This window comes from Propionivibrio soli (genome assembly GCF_025770765.1).
Lineage (GTDB): Bacteria > Pseudomonadota > Gammaproteobacteria > Burkholderiales > Rhodocyclaceae > Propionivibrio > Propionivibrio soli.
On the sequence record NZ_JANZKY010000012.1, the window covers coordinates 157358 to 172273 of the forward strand.

Here is a 14916-nt window from a genome sequence, read left to right on the forward strand (position 1 = left end):
ATTAAGGCTTTACCGGCAGCATGTGCACAGCCACCGGCCCCGTACCGTACGTGCCGACCTCAAGGGCGATGAAAACGTCGTGCTTTTCACTATAGACGACGCCGCTCGTGCCGGGGTTTTTTGTTGCCGGGCCGGGCCCCAAGCGACGCAAGGTATTGGTGGCGCGCGTGAGCCACCAGGTACTCTGGTTGGCCGGGCCGGGAAGAATCAGCAGGGCATCGTGCTTCGGGCTGTACGCCACCCCCCACGCCATCGACGTTGGGGCTTGCTGGGAGGTGGGCTCCACCTCGACGGTTTCGCGCGTCCATTTGCCCGAGGCGATATCGAAACTATAGAAAGCGTTGGCAGGAGCGCCGGGTTTTTCGTCGGCCGCGCCGTAGAACAGGATGCGCTTGCGCTTTGAATCAAAAACCGCCTTCGAGCGGTCGTTGGCCGCGAACGGCGTGTCGCTGCCTGGAATGCGCACGAACTCGCCGGCCGCCTTATCCAGTCGCCATACCCCGAACGGCCCGCCATACCAATGCTTCGGGCTCACCGTATAGAAGCCGTCGGCTCCCGACATGTCTACGGCACCCCCGAGCGTGCCGGGACCGTTCTTGCGGACGCTGCCCTCACTCCAGCGCATGCGGTCCGCGTCGTAAGGCAGGCCGCTGAGCAGCGTGCGGTCGAGATCGGCGCTGTATGCGTAGGCGTGGTAGCCGTGGCCGGACCCCTTGCGGTGGTAGAACGGCGGATTCCATCCGTCACCATCCGGGCTGCCGAATGGCCATGGCGGCATATCGGGCGGCCAGGACTCCATCCACAGATTTCCCTTGATGTCGTACTGGCTGACCTCGTTGCCCATGTATGCCGAGTGCCCGCCACCCCAGAGAATCAGTTGTCCCCGCACCGGGTCGAGCGAAAACGAGCCGTAACTTCTGTCCTGGGCGCTGTAACCGGTATTGATGCGAGTCCATGTGTTGGCAGGCAGGCGGGAGAGAACGCCGGCGTGAGCGGCTACCCGGGAACGGTATTCCGCCTGCGTCTTGGGTAGGGCCGCCCACGCACGTTCGTACTTATCGTTCAGCCAGACCCAGCGTGGTCCGGAGTAGTCAGCCGGCTGAGCGCGCGCCACGTCGAGCCGCAGATGCGCAACGCGCAGCGGGTTGGCGTCGAAGAGATTGTCGCCCGTCTGCACGGCGACGTGCAGGTGCCTCCCAGCGTCGTAAGCAATCGCCGTCCACGGTTGGGAAAACTCCTTGGCCGCGCCGAGCTGCACGCGGCGCCATTCGTCTCGCGCGGCGTCGTAGATCCATCCGGACGAAAGCAGCGCTACGCCGTGTTCGGTGTCGAAGCTCATCGCCGGCATCTGCGTGGCCGGAGGGTGCCCTTTGGCCCGCGATTGTCGCCACTGATTCCGTCGCGAGTCGAATACCCACGTGTCGGCGAGCACGCGATCTCCGCCGTGGCCGCCGAACAAGACGAGTACTCCGTTCCGTGTATCGGTCACGAGATTGCCGTAATAGCGGGGCAGCGGACTCGGTGCGAGATCCTCCTCCGCGTCTGCCATTGCCAAGCGTGCCGCCTCGAACGCGTGCAAGGCCTTCCAGCCATCTTGATCGGATAGGGCGCGTCGAGCGGCCGCAAGGTGTCCGCGCACCTTCTCGATGCCCGCTGCGGCTGTCTGGCACTGTTGGCGTTCGTATTCGCCCTCGCAGTTTTCGGCACGGGAAAGGCGCTCGCGATAGCTGCCCAAGGTCGACGAAAAGGCGTCCGTGTCGCCAGCCAGATCGGCAGGCGATTTTCCGGAAATCCGATCGCCGTACTCGAGCGCAATGCCTCGCGTCGACCCAGCCAGTGTTTCAATCGAGCGGACGAATTCATCCGTCTTTTCGTGGTGCTCGCGGAATCCCGCCGACCCCGTCTCGATCCGGGACCATTTGTTTGTCTCTGGATCGAAAGCCCAGGTGCTGCGCTTGAGCGCCATGGTCCAATCGGCAGGCATCCAGGGCTTGCCTTTCAGCGGCCCGCTTTGCATATTCTGCGTATTCCCGATCGTCGCCTTGTAGGCGCTGATATAGCCGCCTCCAAACAAGATGACGCGCTTGCCGATCGGGTCCCAGGCCATTGAACCGAGCATCACGTCGGGCGGTGACTGATCGAGCGGGATCTCGAGGTTTTCCCAGCGCTTGGCCTCGGGGTCGTAGGTGAAAGTACTGCCGCCGGCAAAAAACAGAACCTTCTTTGTCGTCGGCACGTACGTCGCTTGATGGGCCAGCCAGTACGGCCGGTTAACGGTCGGCAGCCCAGGCCGCTGGTTGGCATCGAAGGCCGTTGTGAGGCTCGTGCGCGGGCGATGGGGGCCGCGTCCGGGGATCGGTTCTTCCCAATCCCGGGTCGCCGGCCGGTAAAGACGCAGGTCCGCCTGCGCCGACTTGGGCGGTGGATAGCCGAAGTACAGAAACGCCTTCTGCTCGGGCAGGTAGGTAATGCCCGCGATGGTGCCGCCGCGGCTTTCGCTGGTCTGCGTCCAAGCATTCGCGGGCAGGTTCTCGGCGAGCGCCGGCGTGCCGATAGCGACCGATGCGGACCCTATCAGCCCGAAGATCAACCGCATGCCGCATAGACGGATGCTGCTCATTTCCGCTTCTCGCGCACGATGACATAGGCAAGGACGACCGGTTCGCCTTTGGCCCCAGGGACGAAGTCGATCGAAAGGACGCCGTCTGCTCCTACGGTGACTTCTCCCGTATAGGACCAGCTCAGCTTTTTCGACGCTTCCTTGACGATCGGCAACTGCAGCGCCTTGTCCTGCACGTTGACCGTTCCCATGGTTTCCGTCCAGAAATCGGTGCCGCCCATTTCGACCGTGAAACGACCCGGCCCGGTCTTCACGCGCACGCCGCCCTTGATGTGAACCTCGGGACAACCCTTGCCGCCGAAGCGTTGCGGTTCCGCTGTATCGACGACGCGCGTTCCCCGGGTATAGCCATAACCTTTGGCGTCGTTGTATTCGCCGCCGACAAAACCATCGACTCGGCCACGGAAGCAAAGCTGGGCCACGACACCCGGTTCCCAGACGGTAATCGCCTGGCTGGCGCTCGCGCTGTGCGCTTCATTGTCTGTGGCTCGCAACGAGATCAGGTGTTTCCCGGGAGAGAGCTTCAGAGTGTCGTCCTTCTTCGACGAGACCGGCTTGCCGTCGACCTGCCATTCGTAGCTGTTGATCGTGCCGGCGCGGGCTCGTACCTGATTGCCGCTCACCGGGACGTCGGCCTCGCGTTTGTCGGCGGGTACGGGCACCGTCCAAGGCAGATCGAAGGCGATTGCCGGGTCCTTGGCGCGTAGATCCATCGCCTGCATGACGTAGGGAAGTCCTTGGGCGGTCCAAGCCAGCATGGACAGTTTGTTATCGAAACGCTCGAGTATGTTCGCTTGCGCCCATGTTTTTCGGTTCGGGATGGCGCCGAGTTTGACGGCGTGTTCGGTCGCGTAATTGAGAAACGCAGGGTCGCCGGTGTGCTTGTAGGCGAAAGCCATCAAGCGGTAGTGGCAGAACAGAGCTTCCCAACTGCTGCCGCGTTGCAGCATCGTCGTACGCGCAAACTGAACGACCGCGTCTACGAGATCCTGACGACCGGTGAGTTCTGCAAGCTCCATGAGCGAATAAGCCGCGCCGAAGTTCTGGAAGAAGAAGATCGTCGGCGGTCCGCCCAAGGGTTTTTCTGGCAATGGGCGATGGATATCCTTGCGGAAATTCCAGACGTCGCCATGGATGTTGCCGAACTTCTTGAAGTGACCCACCTGAAAATCGAGGTAGCCCTTCAGCGCTTCCTCGTAGCGTTTGTCCCCGGTTGTTTCCCAAAAGAAGGTGAGGTAGCCGAGCCCCGCCGAGTGTTCCTTGTCGTAGGCGTTCATGCTTTCCCAATGCGCGTCCATCCCCATACGCATTTGATCGAGGATGCGAAGGTCACCCGTCAGAAAGTATCCCAGGCGGAAACCATGCGGGGCCGCCACGCGGATTCCTACGTAACCGTCGCCCCAATGGTCCACGTTGTGGCGGTGCCCGTGCATCTTGACCGCGTGATTCCCCTTGTAGTCGTGGCTGTTGATCAGATCGACTTCCTGTGTGTGGCCGGTCATGGCGAGTGCCGTGTCGAGGTATTCACGTTTGCCCGTGCGCATGAACTGCTCATAGAAGAGCATGTCGATCAGGGCCTCGTTGTTGCCCCATCCCCAGCGGCCGGCGAGCCGTTCCCAGCCGCCGTTCCGGTTCGGTACTTGCTGGAAATCGCCGTAATCGTAAATGCCGAACCACGACCAGAGTTGTCGGTGATAGAAGAAGTAGTCGATGCCGTCGGCGATCAAGCCTTCCCAGGCGGCATGCTGGCGCGAGCTGTCGCGCGCATGGAATGCGCCGGCCGCCTCGGTGTCCGCATACCAGGATGACGGCGCCTTGATGAACGCCGGCTGCAAGAGGTTGCGGGCGACGTTCGCCCCCTGCGCCGATGCCGCGTCGCCCGTGTGGAAATAGAAGAACAAATCGTGCGTTCGTGAGACCCCCTGTGCCGCGCCCTGGCCGAACGATGTGGATTCGCCTTCGCCGTATTGTCGGGCGTAACGTCGCGTGTCGAGCAGGCGGGCGCGCTTTGGCCACAGGCCGATGTTTAGCCGGCCATCGTCGAACGCCAGCTCTTTCGCATACATCTCGCGCATATGGCGCACGCCGAAGGTAACGCCGCGCTTGCCGTCGTTGACGTCCATCCAGCCATCGGCCGCTTTGGCCATGTCCACGATACGTTCGTCACCGGCTCTATCGTTTCCTTCAACTCCGGTTCCCGACCAGATCTCGGCGGCGTGGGCGTTGTCCTGGAAAACCCCCGCCTTCCTTGTCGCAAACGTGGACAGGGATTGGCCGTCGGCGCCGACGGTGACCTGAGGCGTTCCGTCCATCCTGATCGGCAGGCTCAACGCCAATTCGCGGATCATTTCGATGTCCGGGTTTCCTTCGAAGACAAACGAATGCTTGACCTCGACATAGGACTGGCCGGCGTACGCGGTGTAGCGCAGCCAGAACTCACAGCCTTCGTTTTTGTAAGTGTCACCGCGACCCCGCCCGAGCTTGGCGTAGCGGTAACGGCCTTTGACGACGAGGTGCGCTGATAGCGGGCCTTCGCGCTCGATGGCGATATCCTCGATGACCGCGCGCGACGGTTCGGTCTGCGCGCCTTCCGCGTGGTACGCGTAGGGTGCGTACCCACCTGGCGAGCCTAGGGCCAACAGGTCCATGCGGTTCGCGCGTTCACCCTCTGTGGATCTCTGTGATAGGGCCTCTTCGGAGGTATCCGGCGCCTTGAAGCGCAGATCATCGAATAGACCCGTAGCTCCTTTGCTCAAACGGAATCTCAGCGGCCCGGTGTCCACGGCGAAACCGTCCGACGTGCGCGTGATCGAGAGTTTTTCCGTGGGGAGGGCTTTGCGCGTCACGCCATCTCCGTATTCGAGCCGATACGGAGCGCGTCCTTTGGCGTCCCCTAGGAACGTGATCAATGCCCACTTCACGCTGCCGTCGGGCCACATCGCGAGCTTGTCCACCTGAATCGGAATCTCGTTGCCGTCGGCATCGACGAGCCGCAGGTTGTCAGTCGATTTGAGGACGGCGCGCCCAAACGGAATGCCGCCACGCGCGGGCAAGGCAACCCCGTCGGTCGTCGGTGGGTTGTCGATATCGAGCGTTACCGAGTTTTTGCTCGACGCGACCTTCTCCGCTACGGGCGGCAGCGGCGCGGGAAGCGAAGGAGGAAGCGGCGTCTCCGCAACGTTGGCATCCCATCCGCGAGCCGACATCGAAGCAAGCTGGTTCTGGCGCTTGGCAACCGTTTCGGGAGCCAGACGTGGATCGCGGAAGGTGGACTGCACAGGCTTGAGTTCGCGAATCAGTTCCTGACGCGACGCCGCCAAGGCGGCATTCACCTTCTTGTTGTATTGATCGGCGGCAATTCCTTTGGCACCGACCGCGAAGAAATGGAGGCCGATGTCGCTGAGCTGCAACCGATCTGGAAGATCCTTGCGCATGGGGAGGGGTGGAACACGCGGACTCCAGGCGTATAAGCCAAGGTTTGTCGGCAAGCCGACGCCAGCGAGTTCCATGGGGGCAGCGCCGGCTGGTTCGACCATCGCGGCCTGAATACCCTGACGGTCATCGTGCATGTAAAACGTGAGTTCTTTAGGAGGAACGGCGCCGTCGCGGACAGTCACCGGTCCCGTGCTTTCCGACCAGGACAGCCACGAGCGCCAATGCCAGGCGGATTCGACGAGATTGCCGCCGAATTGCCAGACGAGCGGCTGATAGGCGGAATCCGGTCGCGGTGTGTTTCTGAAGGCACCGGTGCTCATTCGCAACCGGACCTTGCCCGGCTCGCCCTGTTCGAACGCGCCATAGAGCCTCAACGACGCCTCCTTGAGCAGGAGGTTCGGTGCCGCTTTCAAAGGAGCGAAAGAGAATCCGACATTGAGTACGGCGCTGCCTTTCTTTCCCTGCAGATCGATTTCAAACGGCGTCGCTCCGTAGCCCTCAAACCGCAGGTTCCCTTTGATCACAGCCTGCAAGTCGGCGACGTCGATGGTGTCGACTTTCACGGTGCCACGGATCGCTTTCCCTGTTGTGACCCCGCGTCCGCCGGAGGTCGCATCGCCGACAATATAGGTGACTACAACGGCGGGTTCGTTGGCCGGCTGACGGACAATGGCTTCATCCGCGGAGTACTTGCCGTCGCCATCGAGGTCGAGATCGACGGCGTCGATGAATCCTGATGTTTGCCCCAGCGTGACTCGGATGGCGCCTGTATCGAGAACGCGCTCGGCTGCCCCGATGGAAGCGGAATAAAGCGCGCCGACGAAGGCGAATACGGTGACAACTCCGGCCATACGCCGGAGTCCGTTATTCAGAGACAGCAGCGGCGTAGGCAAGATGTTGTCCTAATTGTTGGTTGGCGGAGCGGCGGTCTGCGTGTCGGCCGAAGGTGTGGGTTGCGGAGCAGGCGGGAGCGGACGTCCCGCTTTTTCGAGCTTGCCGCGCAGTCCAGGCAGCATCAGGCCGGCACGTTGAGCCTTGTCGGCGTATTCGTAGGCTTTGTCCCAATTCCCGAGATCCGCATAGAGCAAGCCGACGTTGTAGTAGAAGTTGGCGCTTTCCTCACCCAGACGTTCGGCCAACTGGTATTCGGTGAGCGCTTCTTTGAGCTTCCCGCGTTGTTGCAGATGGATTCCATACACAAATCGCACGGCTCTATCCTCTGGACGGAAACGGATGGCGCGGTCAAAGAAGCAATCAGCCGTTAATTTCGGAGTGAATGGCGTCGCCGAACGCTGCGGCAGCTTTCCTCCGGCCATTCGTTCAAGGCGGGACATGGCGATGAGGGCTCGCGGATGATTGGGGAGGATTCTCAGCGTGTAGTGGATTTCTGCGGTCAAGCGGTCGATCGTGTATCGCTTGGTATTCAGAGCCTGCATGTCGGGATTGAAGTGCACGTTCTCGACACGCTTGATCCGACCCATCGGATCCTCGCCGGTCGGAACAGAGCTCGATGGGTCCGCGTAGTCCCAAGGGCCGATGTTCTGAAAGTTCTTCAACTCCCCGCATTCGAGTTCGCTCCCCATGACCCGGCCCGACACGGCAAGCGTCGCGCCCATCACGAAGCAGGCTACCCAACGTATCGTTTTTTTATGCATTTCAGTTCCCCAAGCAAAATCCATTTGCGAAGCGTAGCACTTCCCGCCGGGCCGGAAGTGGAGTGTTGGTTACAGGCGTCATCGGCTGAGTTTTTCCGCGATGAGGTTGCTCGCTACTCGAACAGCATCTCGGTTCCAATGGTGATCGTAAGGACCGACTTCAAGGGAGCGACCTGAACCCGCCTCAAAAGCGCGGAACGCCTCCGTCGTATCCACCACGATCTCTTTTCTCGCCTCCGCTTCCGTCCGTAATAGCTGCAGATCTTCTGTTTCAGCGATCGGACCATCGAGCAGATGCGCCCGGTCGGCGTCGATTACAAACATGAATCGTCCTCCGTCGATCGTGGATAGCCGGGAGAAGAATTGGTTCAATACCGTTCTAGCGACCGACAGCGGAGCGCCGGAGTTCCCTTGCTTGCGCGGCGTCTGGCCTGGTGGGCTGGGCGCTGTCTGCCACTTGGTCAGCAGGTTCTTAACCGCCAACGCAGGATCGAACTTCAACTGCGAGAAAACGTATTGCGCCAAGGCCGATTCCCGCAGCAACCGTTTAGCGGCAGAAGGAGGAGGCTGGGTTTCGGTCTGCAGGTTCATCTTCGCGTCAAAGCAGGGACCGTGTACGTTGCCTGATCCGCACATCGCCTGCTTTACGTCGCCGCGTTCAATGACGAAGACAAAGGTCTTGATGCCAAAATGCGTTGCGGCAAAGCGGGCCCGTTCGGCGTAATCGAGCAGATTCGAGCCTGGGCCTCCAAACGCATAAACCTGCCGTCCGCGCAGTTGTTTCTCCAGTTGTGCCGCTGGCCGGTCCTGAGCCGGAAGCATGTTTGCCTCGATGAAACTGTCGCCAATCAGTGCAACCGCGTTTGGGTCGCTCTCAAAATCGTGATCGGCAACGAAACCGTAGTTATTGGCGCAGATGCGCTGGTTATTCTTCAGATCCCAGCCAGTGGCCGCCACGAAGCAATGGTGGGCCGGGTAGGTGAGGATGACGGGGTCGGCGTAGTAACCACTGCGTGTAGCGGTCGACACCGGCAGTATCCGGAACAGCACTTCCAGAAGGATCAGGACGAGCGCAATGCCGGCAGCGAACCACGGGAATGTCGTAAGCAAGCGTCGCATGGTCAGAAATTGAAATAGATGAAGGCGCTGACGCTATCCCGCGCCGCGTTGACCAGAACCAGGAACGCCGAGGAAACGAGCGTCGCGCCAAGTGCGATCGCAACGAAGCGCCCGCCCTTGCGGCAATGCGCGAGCAAGGCTTCCCCGATCCGGTTGCTGTTAGGCATGAGAAAGGAAATGCCGGCCAAGGCAACCAGCCAGACGGCGCCGCGACCGACGTCGAGCCCGCGATTTCCCAAGATGACCGGCGGGAACATTTCACCGGTAACAGTTGAAGGCGTCACCATGCCGTTGAGGACCCGGAGCGCTGTCGGAAAATCCGGTGCACGGAAGAACACCCATGCGACCACCGCGCTGAGAAAGGTCATAGCCCATGCGACGAGCTTGAATGCCGGACCGTTAAGGTCGTAGAAATTGTTCACCAGTTTTTGAAACGCGTGATTGATGACCAGGTAGATTCCGTGCAGCGTTCCCCAGAACACGAAAGTCCAACTGGCGCCGTGCCAGAGTCCTCCGAGCACCATGGTGACCATCAGGTTGATGTAGCGGCGGCGCGGGCCTTTCTGGTTTCCGCCGAGCGGAATATAGAGGTAGTCGCGTAGAAAGGCCGAAAGCGTCATGTGCCAACGACGCCAGAAATCGGAGATGTTGAGTGCCTTGTACGGCGAATTGAAGTTGTACGGCAGCTTGACGTTGAACATCCACGAGAGCCCGATCGCCATGTCGGAGTACCCGGAGAAGTCGAAATAGAGCTGAAAGGTGTAGGCGAGAGCACCCATCCACGCTTCGACGAGATGGGGATGTTGCCCGAGGGCGGCCGCGTTGAATACGGCGTCGGCGTATGGGCTGACGCCATCTGCGAAGACGACCTTCTTGCTCAGCCCGATAGCGAATATCGCCATGCCTGCGGCCACATTCGCCACGTTCAACCGGTAGGTCGCGACTTCCTTGAACTGCGGCATCATCTGCGCGTGATGCAGGACGGGGCCGGCGATCAGATGCGGGAAGTAGGTTACGAAAAGACCGAAATGAACGAAACGGTACTCCCGGGTTCCTTTCAAGTAACTGTCCGCGAGGAAGGCGATTTGCGTGAAGGTAAAGAACGATATGCCGATCGGAAGGACGATGTTCCCCAGACTCCATGTCTGGTCGAGCAAGGCGTTCAGGTTGGCAATGAAGAACCCGGCGTACTTGAAATAGGCGAGGACGACGAGATCGCCCGTTACGCCGATGATGAGCCAGCGCTTGGCTCGCCGCCTTTTTCTTTCATCGCCACCGAGTGGGTCCAACGTTCCGATATGTTTTCCGACAACGAAATTCCAAACAATCGACCCTAAGAGAAGAAGCGTGAATTCCGGCATCCAGTAGCCGTAAAACGCGACCGAGGCGCCGAATAGCCACGCCGCGGCGGCTAGTGGCCAACGTCCGCCCAGGACGTAATATCCGGCGAATACGACGGGGAGATAGACGCAAAAAAAAGCCGCGCTGGTAAAGAGCATGCTGTGGGACTGACTGCCGAAGCCGTCGTTCTAGCGAGAAGGCATGGCGAAGTTGGGCGCCCGCGCCCGTAGCCATTGCTCCAGCATCATCGAAATCCAGATCATTTCGCCGTAGTACCCGGGATGTTCGTACAGGCGATGCGTGACGAGCTCGTCGACGAACGCAGCGCGGAGGATGCCGCGATGGACCAGACCGTGGATCGATTCGAACGCAAGTTCTCGCAGCTTATCGTGCCGTGTTACCCAGACCCCGAACGGAAGGCCGAACCCCTGTTTCTTCTTGACCAGGATTTCGTCCGGCAGGAAGCCGCGCAAGGCTTCCTTGAAGAACCAGCGCAGCTTGAGCCCTTTCAGCTTATATTCAGCCGGCAGTCGCAGTGAAAATTCAAGCAAGTCCGCATCGAGCATCGGGAAAGTGACGTCAATTCCGGCCAGTGCCGCTGTTCCGCACACTTTTGGCAAATCGCTTTCGGCGAGCGTGAACCGCCAGTCGAAGGCCAGTTCCCGGTTGACGTCGTTCTGGGTATGAGCGCTTTTCCAGACTTCGCGTTGCAGACGCAGCGGTGCGTCGAGGTCGATCGCGGCCAGGAACCCCGGCGTCAGCGCATCGTCCGTTCCGAGACGAGTGATTAGGTTGTACATTTTCAGGCGGTCCGGCATCGGAACGCTTGCCTGTTCGACATAACTCGCCGCCTTGCGAACGAGCGGAACGCGCCCGGCGGCCGCCGTGCCGAGGACCGGTTCCAGTACGCCAGTGCGCAGCAGCCCAGGAAAATGCCGATACCAGTTGAAGATACGCTGCTTGGCGTAGCGCGAATTGCCGCCGAAAAGCTCGTCGCCACCATCGCCCGCCATGATTCGCGTCACCCCGTCTTCCTTCGCCATGCGGGCGCAATAATAGGCGGGCAGGGCAGAAGAGTTGCCGAATGGCTGGTCGTAGTGCGTTGCCACGTCCGGTACGCCACGAACGACGTCCTCCGGGGTGACGTAATACTCATGGTGTTCGGTTTTGAAATGCCGGGCGGCGATTCGGGCGTACTCCATTTCGTCGTAACCTTCGGCCTTGAATCCGATGGAGTACGTCGCTGCCGTACGACCGGTCGCCAAGCCAAGCATTCCCGCCACGGTCGAGCTATCCGTCCCGCCGCTCAGGAAACAGCCGGGCTTGCCGCCATCGAAGCGTCGTTCGACGGCTTGCTGAAGCAATTGCCGGAACTCGTCGCGTAACCGTGGAAAGTCGGGGCGCCCATTGTCTTCGAACTCGGGCACCCAGTACGGCGCGACCGCTAGTTGGCCGTTGCGGAATACGACGTAATGCGCGGGCGGGACGCGGAAGACTCCCTTGAAGATCGTCCGTGGTGAGGGAATGGCGTGAATGTAAAGGTAATCGAAGATCGCCTGCGGATCGATCGAGGAACCGCCGTCAGCCAGATCGTCGGCGCGTTCAGCGAATCGCAACTCGTTATTGACGACCCGATAGCAGAGCGTCCGGATGGCAAACCGGTCGACAGCCAGGAAGACGCTGCCGTCAGGCGCCGTCAAACCGACGGCGAAATCCCCGGTGACCATTCTCGCCACGTCGGTACCGCGGCGCGAGAATGCTTCTGCCCAGGCCGCTGCTTCACCTTCACTATGAGCTAGGCGCTGGATGTCAGCGTCCGCAAAGCGTGGATGGCCGATAGACAGCACTTTTGTTCCCTGCTGCTTGACGCGCGGCGCGTCAGTTGTCGCGTTCATGACGGTTTTCCTATTCTGGTTCTTGGTTCGTCTTCGTTTATGTGACTCAAGTTCTTCGTTGCCATACCTATCACCAGCGCCCCCTCTGTTCCCCGGCGCGAAGATGCGAGAACTGAATTAGTCCCAGGGCAACGGCGAGTACCGCATAAGTGACGGCATGTCGCGCATATCGCGCGGGGGCCGCGAGCTTTTCCAAGTCGCTTGTGCTAGGCATGAACTGCAAGGCGGAGAGCATCTTTCCGTGCTCAAGTACCGTCGGCTCTAATCCATACCAGAACGCAATTGTCGCTATCGTTGCCGCGGCTGCCGCTATTAGGGCAGCCCGGGGGCGCCTATCTGCAAATGCGATGAATGCTCCCACAGATGCTGCCGCCAGGAACAAACCCAGAGCCCCAAGGCCGAGTACGGCGCTGGTGACGAAGCTGCCTCCTCCGCGCATTATTTGCGTCATGCCGCCCGACGCCGTCAGGTCGAAGATGACAAAATGCAACGGCCAGGCGAGCATCGCCGTAAACATCGTCCAGGTAAGAAAGGCGGCTACGTTGCCGCGTTCGAATACAAGCAGGGCGAACAATAGAGCACCGAGGGCAGCAAGAGCGACGACGGCATGCAAGGCAAGAAATCGGCCGATTAGTTCCCAATTCCATGGCCAGCCGAGGACTGGCGCTCCAATAAAGCTGTAAAACCGATCAATAGACACCACGGGTTGCAGCAAGGTCCACACGACGAGTCCCTGTGCTACCAACCACAGGGGCAGGAGAAAGAGACGTCCGGCTGTCTTCGCCCAGTTCAGGAACATGACGTGACCCGTACCGACCAGATAGCTTGCCGCGGCAACGAGGGCGATCGCAACAATCCTTGCGATACTGGCGGAGGTAGGTCTTGTGTGATTGACGAAATGCGCCATGAGGGAAATGGCGACCATCAATGCCAAAAACGTAATGGCGTGGCTTGTCCAAACGGGCCAAGGCGTGGAAGGAGGTTTCTCGAGACGGAAGGGCCTCTGTGCGGCTCGCACCGGACTCTGTTCGGCGCTGCCGCTAGCAGAATCGTGTCCGGCGAGTATCCATCGCATCAACACGAGCCCGGCAATTCCTCCAAGGGTGCCGAGCAGGACGTCCGTCAGGTCTGCATATCTCCCAGGAAGAAACAGCTGCCCAGCTTCGCTGACGAAGGGAACGAACGCGAGCCCAGACACGTCGGCCAAGCGCGGTCGGAAGCGCTTGGGAATACCCCGTGCGCGAGCTGCCGAGAAAAGCGCCCAAAGTACTCCGACAGGCATGAAGAATCCTGTCTTGCGGAGCAATTCATTAATGGCGTGGTATTCACTACCTTGATACAGCATTAAGAACGGCACTCGGGCGATTGCCCGCCACGCATCATCAAGAGGGGCGGGCGGCATCTGGAAACCGAACGGATACCAGAAAACCCCGAGGACGATGGAAGCGACGATTACCCAGCCGAAAAACCAGAATTCCGGTCCCGCTTCGGCAATCAAGGCCAGCCAGCGGCGACCATGGGCCGCTGCGAATCCGCCAGCCATTCCCCCGGCCGCCGCCAAGAGAATGTCTGCGGTATCTGTTACACGGGAATAAACGAAGAGCTGAAAACCCTCGATTGCCGCCGCCGCGAGTGCTGTGGACAAGGTCGTCCACAGCAACGAAGACCTTCGTCTGAGCGCCCAGAAGACTCCGACAGGTAGCCAGATGAGGACGTCGGTCAGGTATCCGTACAGGCTTTGCGCAGTACTGCCTTTGATGCCGGTAAATGGAAGCAGGACGACCCGTCCTTCGCGCCATTTGTGATAGAGCTCGACGACGCTCACGGTCAAATCGAGCGGCATCATGCTGAATGCAAAAATGATCAGCAGATAGATGTGCAGCAACCTGCCTAAGCGATCCTGCTTGGATTCCATCCGCCACACGGCATCGAGCCAATTGCCTACCGTGTGGCCCCAGGCGTACTGCGCCGCGACCCCCACCATTCCTCCGAGGCTGAGCGCGAAGACGTCGCGTTGCGAAACAGTACGCGGGGGGAAGTACAGCTGGCTGAATTCGAGGAACACGGCAAGCCCCACACCGCACCCGGCGACACCCAAGCGGAGCAACATCCCGATCAGGCCGCGTCGGTCTCCGACAATACGTTGCGCAACAAGAAACGACAGCGGGATGAGGAGGAGAAAGTTGACGGTCCAATCGGTAACCGATTGGATCCGTTGATCATGGAACGGGAGCGCAAGGAATGCGTCTACGGCGACATTCAGCGGAATAGGTGTGAACCGCAGAGGAACCCAGCTGCCATAGATAACCAGAAGGAGGTACAGAATCGAAACCGAACTCAGCAAGCGCCGCGATGAAGCACGCGCAGCCGCGACGCCCACCGGTGTATCGCTCATTGCCCCCTCGCAGCGCGAGGGGTGCCGGCTTGCCGAGCGTGAGTCCGATGCAATTGGGTTGGTACGCTTGCGCTCTCGTTCATATTTTTCGGCGAAAACAATGAAGCGGCCAACATTGAAACAGCGCCGCGCGGCTGATGTCGAAGACGCGGCAAGAAGACCGCCGCGCGCGGGATCAGGCGCCCGTCTTTTCGTTCACGAATTTGAGCAACGAGCCCAGTGTCGCAAAGGTTGCACCGTCGATCTCGTCGTCATCGACCGAGAACCCGAAAGTCTCTTCAAGGCGAGCGATCAAGGCAACAACGGCCATCGAATCGAGTTCGGGGATGGCCCCGAGCAATGCGGTCCGTTCGGTGAAATCGGCCGATCGCCCATTGAGATTGAGCACATCATCGAGTATGGACAAGATCTTATTTTTCGTATCCAAGTTCAGCTCCAAAGCGAAAGTCAAACTCC

Annotated in this window: 8 protein-coding genes; all 8 read right to left on the reverse strand. The window is 60.2% G+C overall.

Annotated features, from left to right (window positions below; translation table 11 throughout):
- Position 1: 1 nt before the first annotated feature.
- Positions 2-2620, reverse strand: a complete 2619-nt coding sequence (locus NZ453_RS15190) for a Kelch repeat-containing protein (protein ID WP_263771535.1) — start codon at positions 2618-2620, stop codon at positions 2-4.
- Entirely contained in the window at positions 2617-6948 is a 4332-nt protein-coding gene (locus tag NZ453_RS15195; protein WP_263771536.1) for an exo-rhamnogalacturonan lyase family protein, read from the reverse strand. Before NZ453_RS15195 ends, NZ453_RS15190 begins: the two co-directional genes overlap by 4 nt.
- A 9-nt stretch (positions 6949-6957) precedes the next feature.
- Complete coding sequence (locus tag NZ453_RS15200; protein WP_263771538.1) at positions 6958-7710, reverse strand: tetratricopeptide repeat protein; 753 nt, start codon at positions 7708-7710, stop codon at positions 6958-6960.
- Positions 7711-7788: 78 nt separating this feature from the next.
- Positions 7789-8829, reverse strand: coding sequence for a hypothetical protein (locus NZ453_RS15205; protein WP_263771539.1), 1041 nt, complete (start codon positions 8827-8829; stop codon positions 7789-7791).
- A gap of 2 nt (positions 8830-8831) precedes the next feature.
- Positions 8832-10328, reverse strand: a complete 1497-nt coding sequence (locus NZ453_RS15210; protein WP_263771540.1) for an MBOAT family O-acyltransferase — start codon at positions 10326-10328, stop codon at positions 8832-8834.
- Between the two features lie 30 nt (positions 10329-10358).
- Complete coding sequence (locus NZ453_RS15215; protein ID WP_263771542.1) at positions 10359-12065, reverse strand: asparagine synthetase B family protein; 1707 nt, start codon at positions 12063-12065, stop codon at positions 10359-10361.
- Between the two features lie 70 nt (positions 12066-12135).
- Complete coding sequence (locus NZ453_RS15220; RefSeq protein ID WP_263771543.1) at positions 12136-14460, reverse strand: VanZ family protein; 2325 nt, start codon at positions 14458-14460, stop codon at positions 12136-12138.
- Positions 14461-14635: 175 nt separating this feature from the next.
- Positions 14636-14887, reverse strand: coding sequence for a phosphopantetheine-binding protein (locus tag NZ453_RS15225; RefSeq protein WP_263771544.1), 252 nt, complete (start codon positions 14885-14887; stop codon positions 14636-14638).
- Positions 14888-14916: the final 29 nt, after the last annotated feature.

Coding starts and splice junctions, on each gene's coding strand:
- NZ453_RS15190 (WP_263771535.1), bottom strand. CDS start 2,620: ATGAGCAGCATCCGTCTATGCGGCATGCGGTTGATCTTCGGGCTGATA.
- NZ453_RS15200 (WP_263771538.1), bottom strand. CDS start 7,710: ATGCATAAAAAAACGATACGTTGGGTAGCCTGCTTCGTGATGGGCGCG.
- NZ453_RS15205 (WP_263771539.1), bottom strand. CDS start 8,829: ATGCGACGCTTGCTTACGACATTCCCGTGGTTCGCTGCCGGCATTGCG.
- NZ453_RS15210 (WP_263771540.1), bottom strand. CDS start 10,328: ATGCTCTTTACCAGCGCGGCTTTTTTTTGCGTCTATCTCCCCGTCGTA.
- NZ453_RS15215 (WP_263771542.1), bottom strand. CDS start 12,065: ATGAACGCGACAACTGACGCGCCGCGCGTCAAGCAGCAGGGAACAAAA.
- NZ453_RS15220 (WP_263771543.1), bottom strand. CDS start 14,460: ATGAGCGATACACCGGTGGGCGTCGCGGCTGCGCGTGCTTCATCGCGG.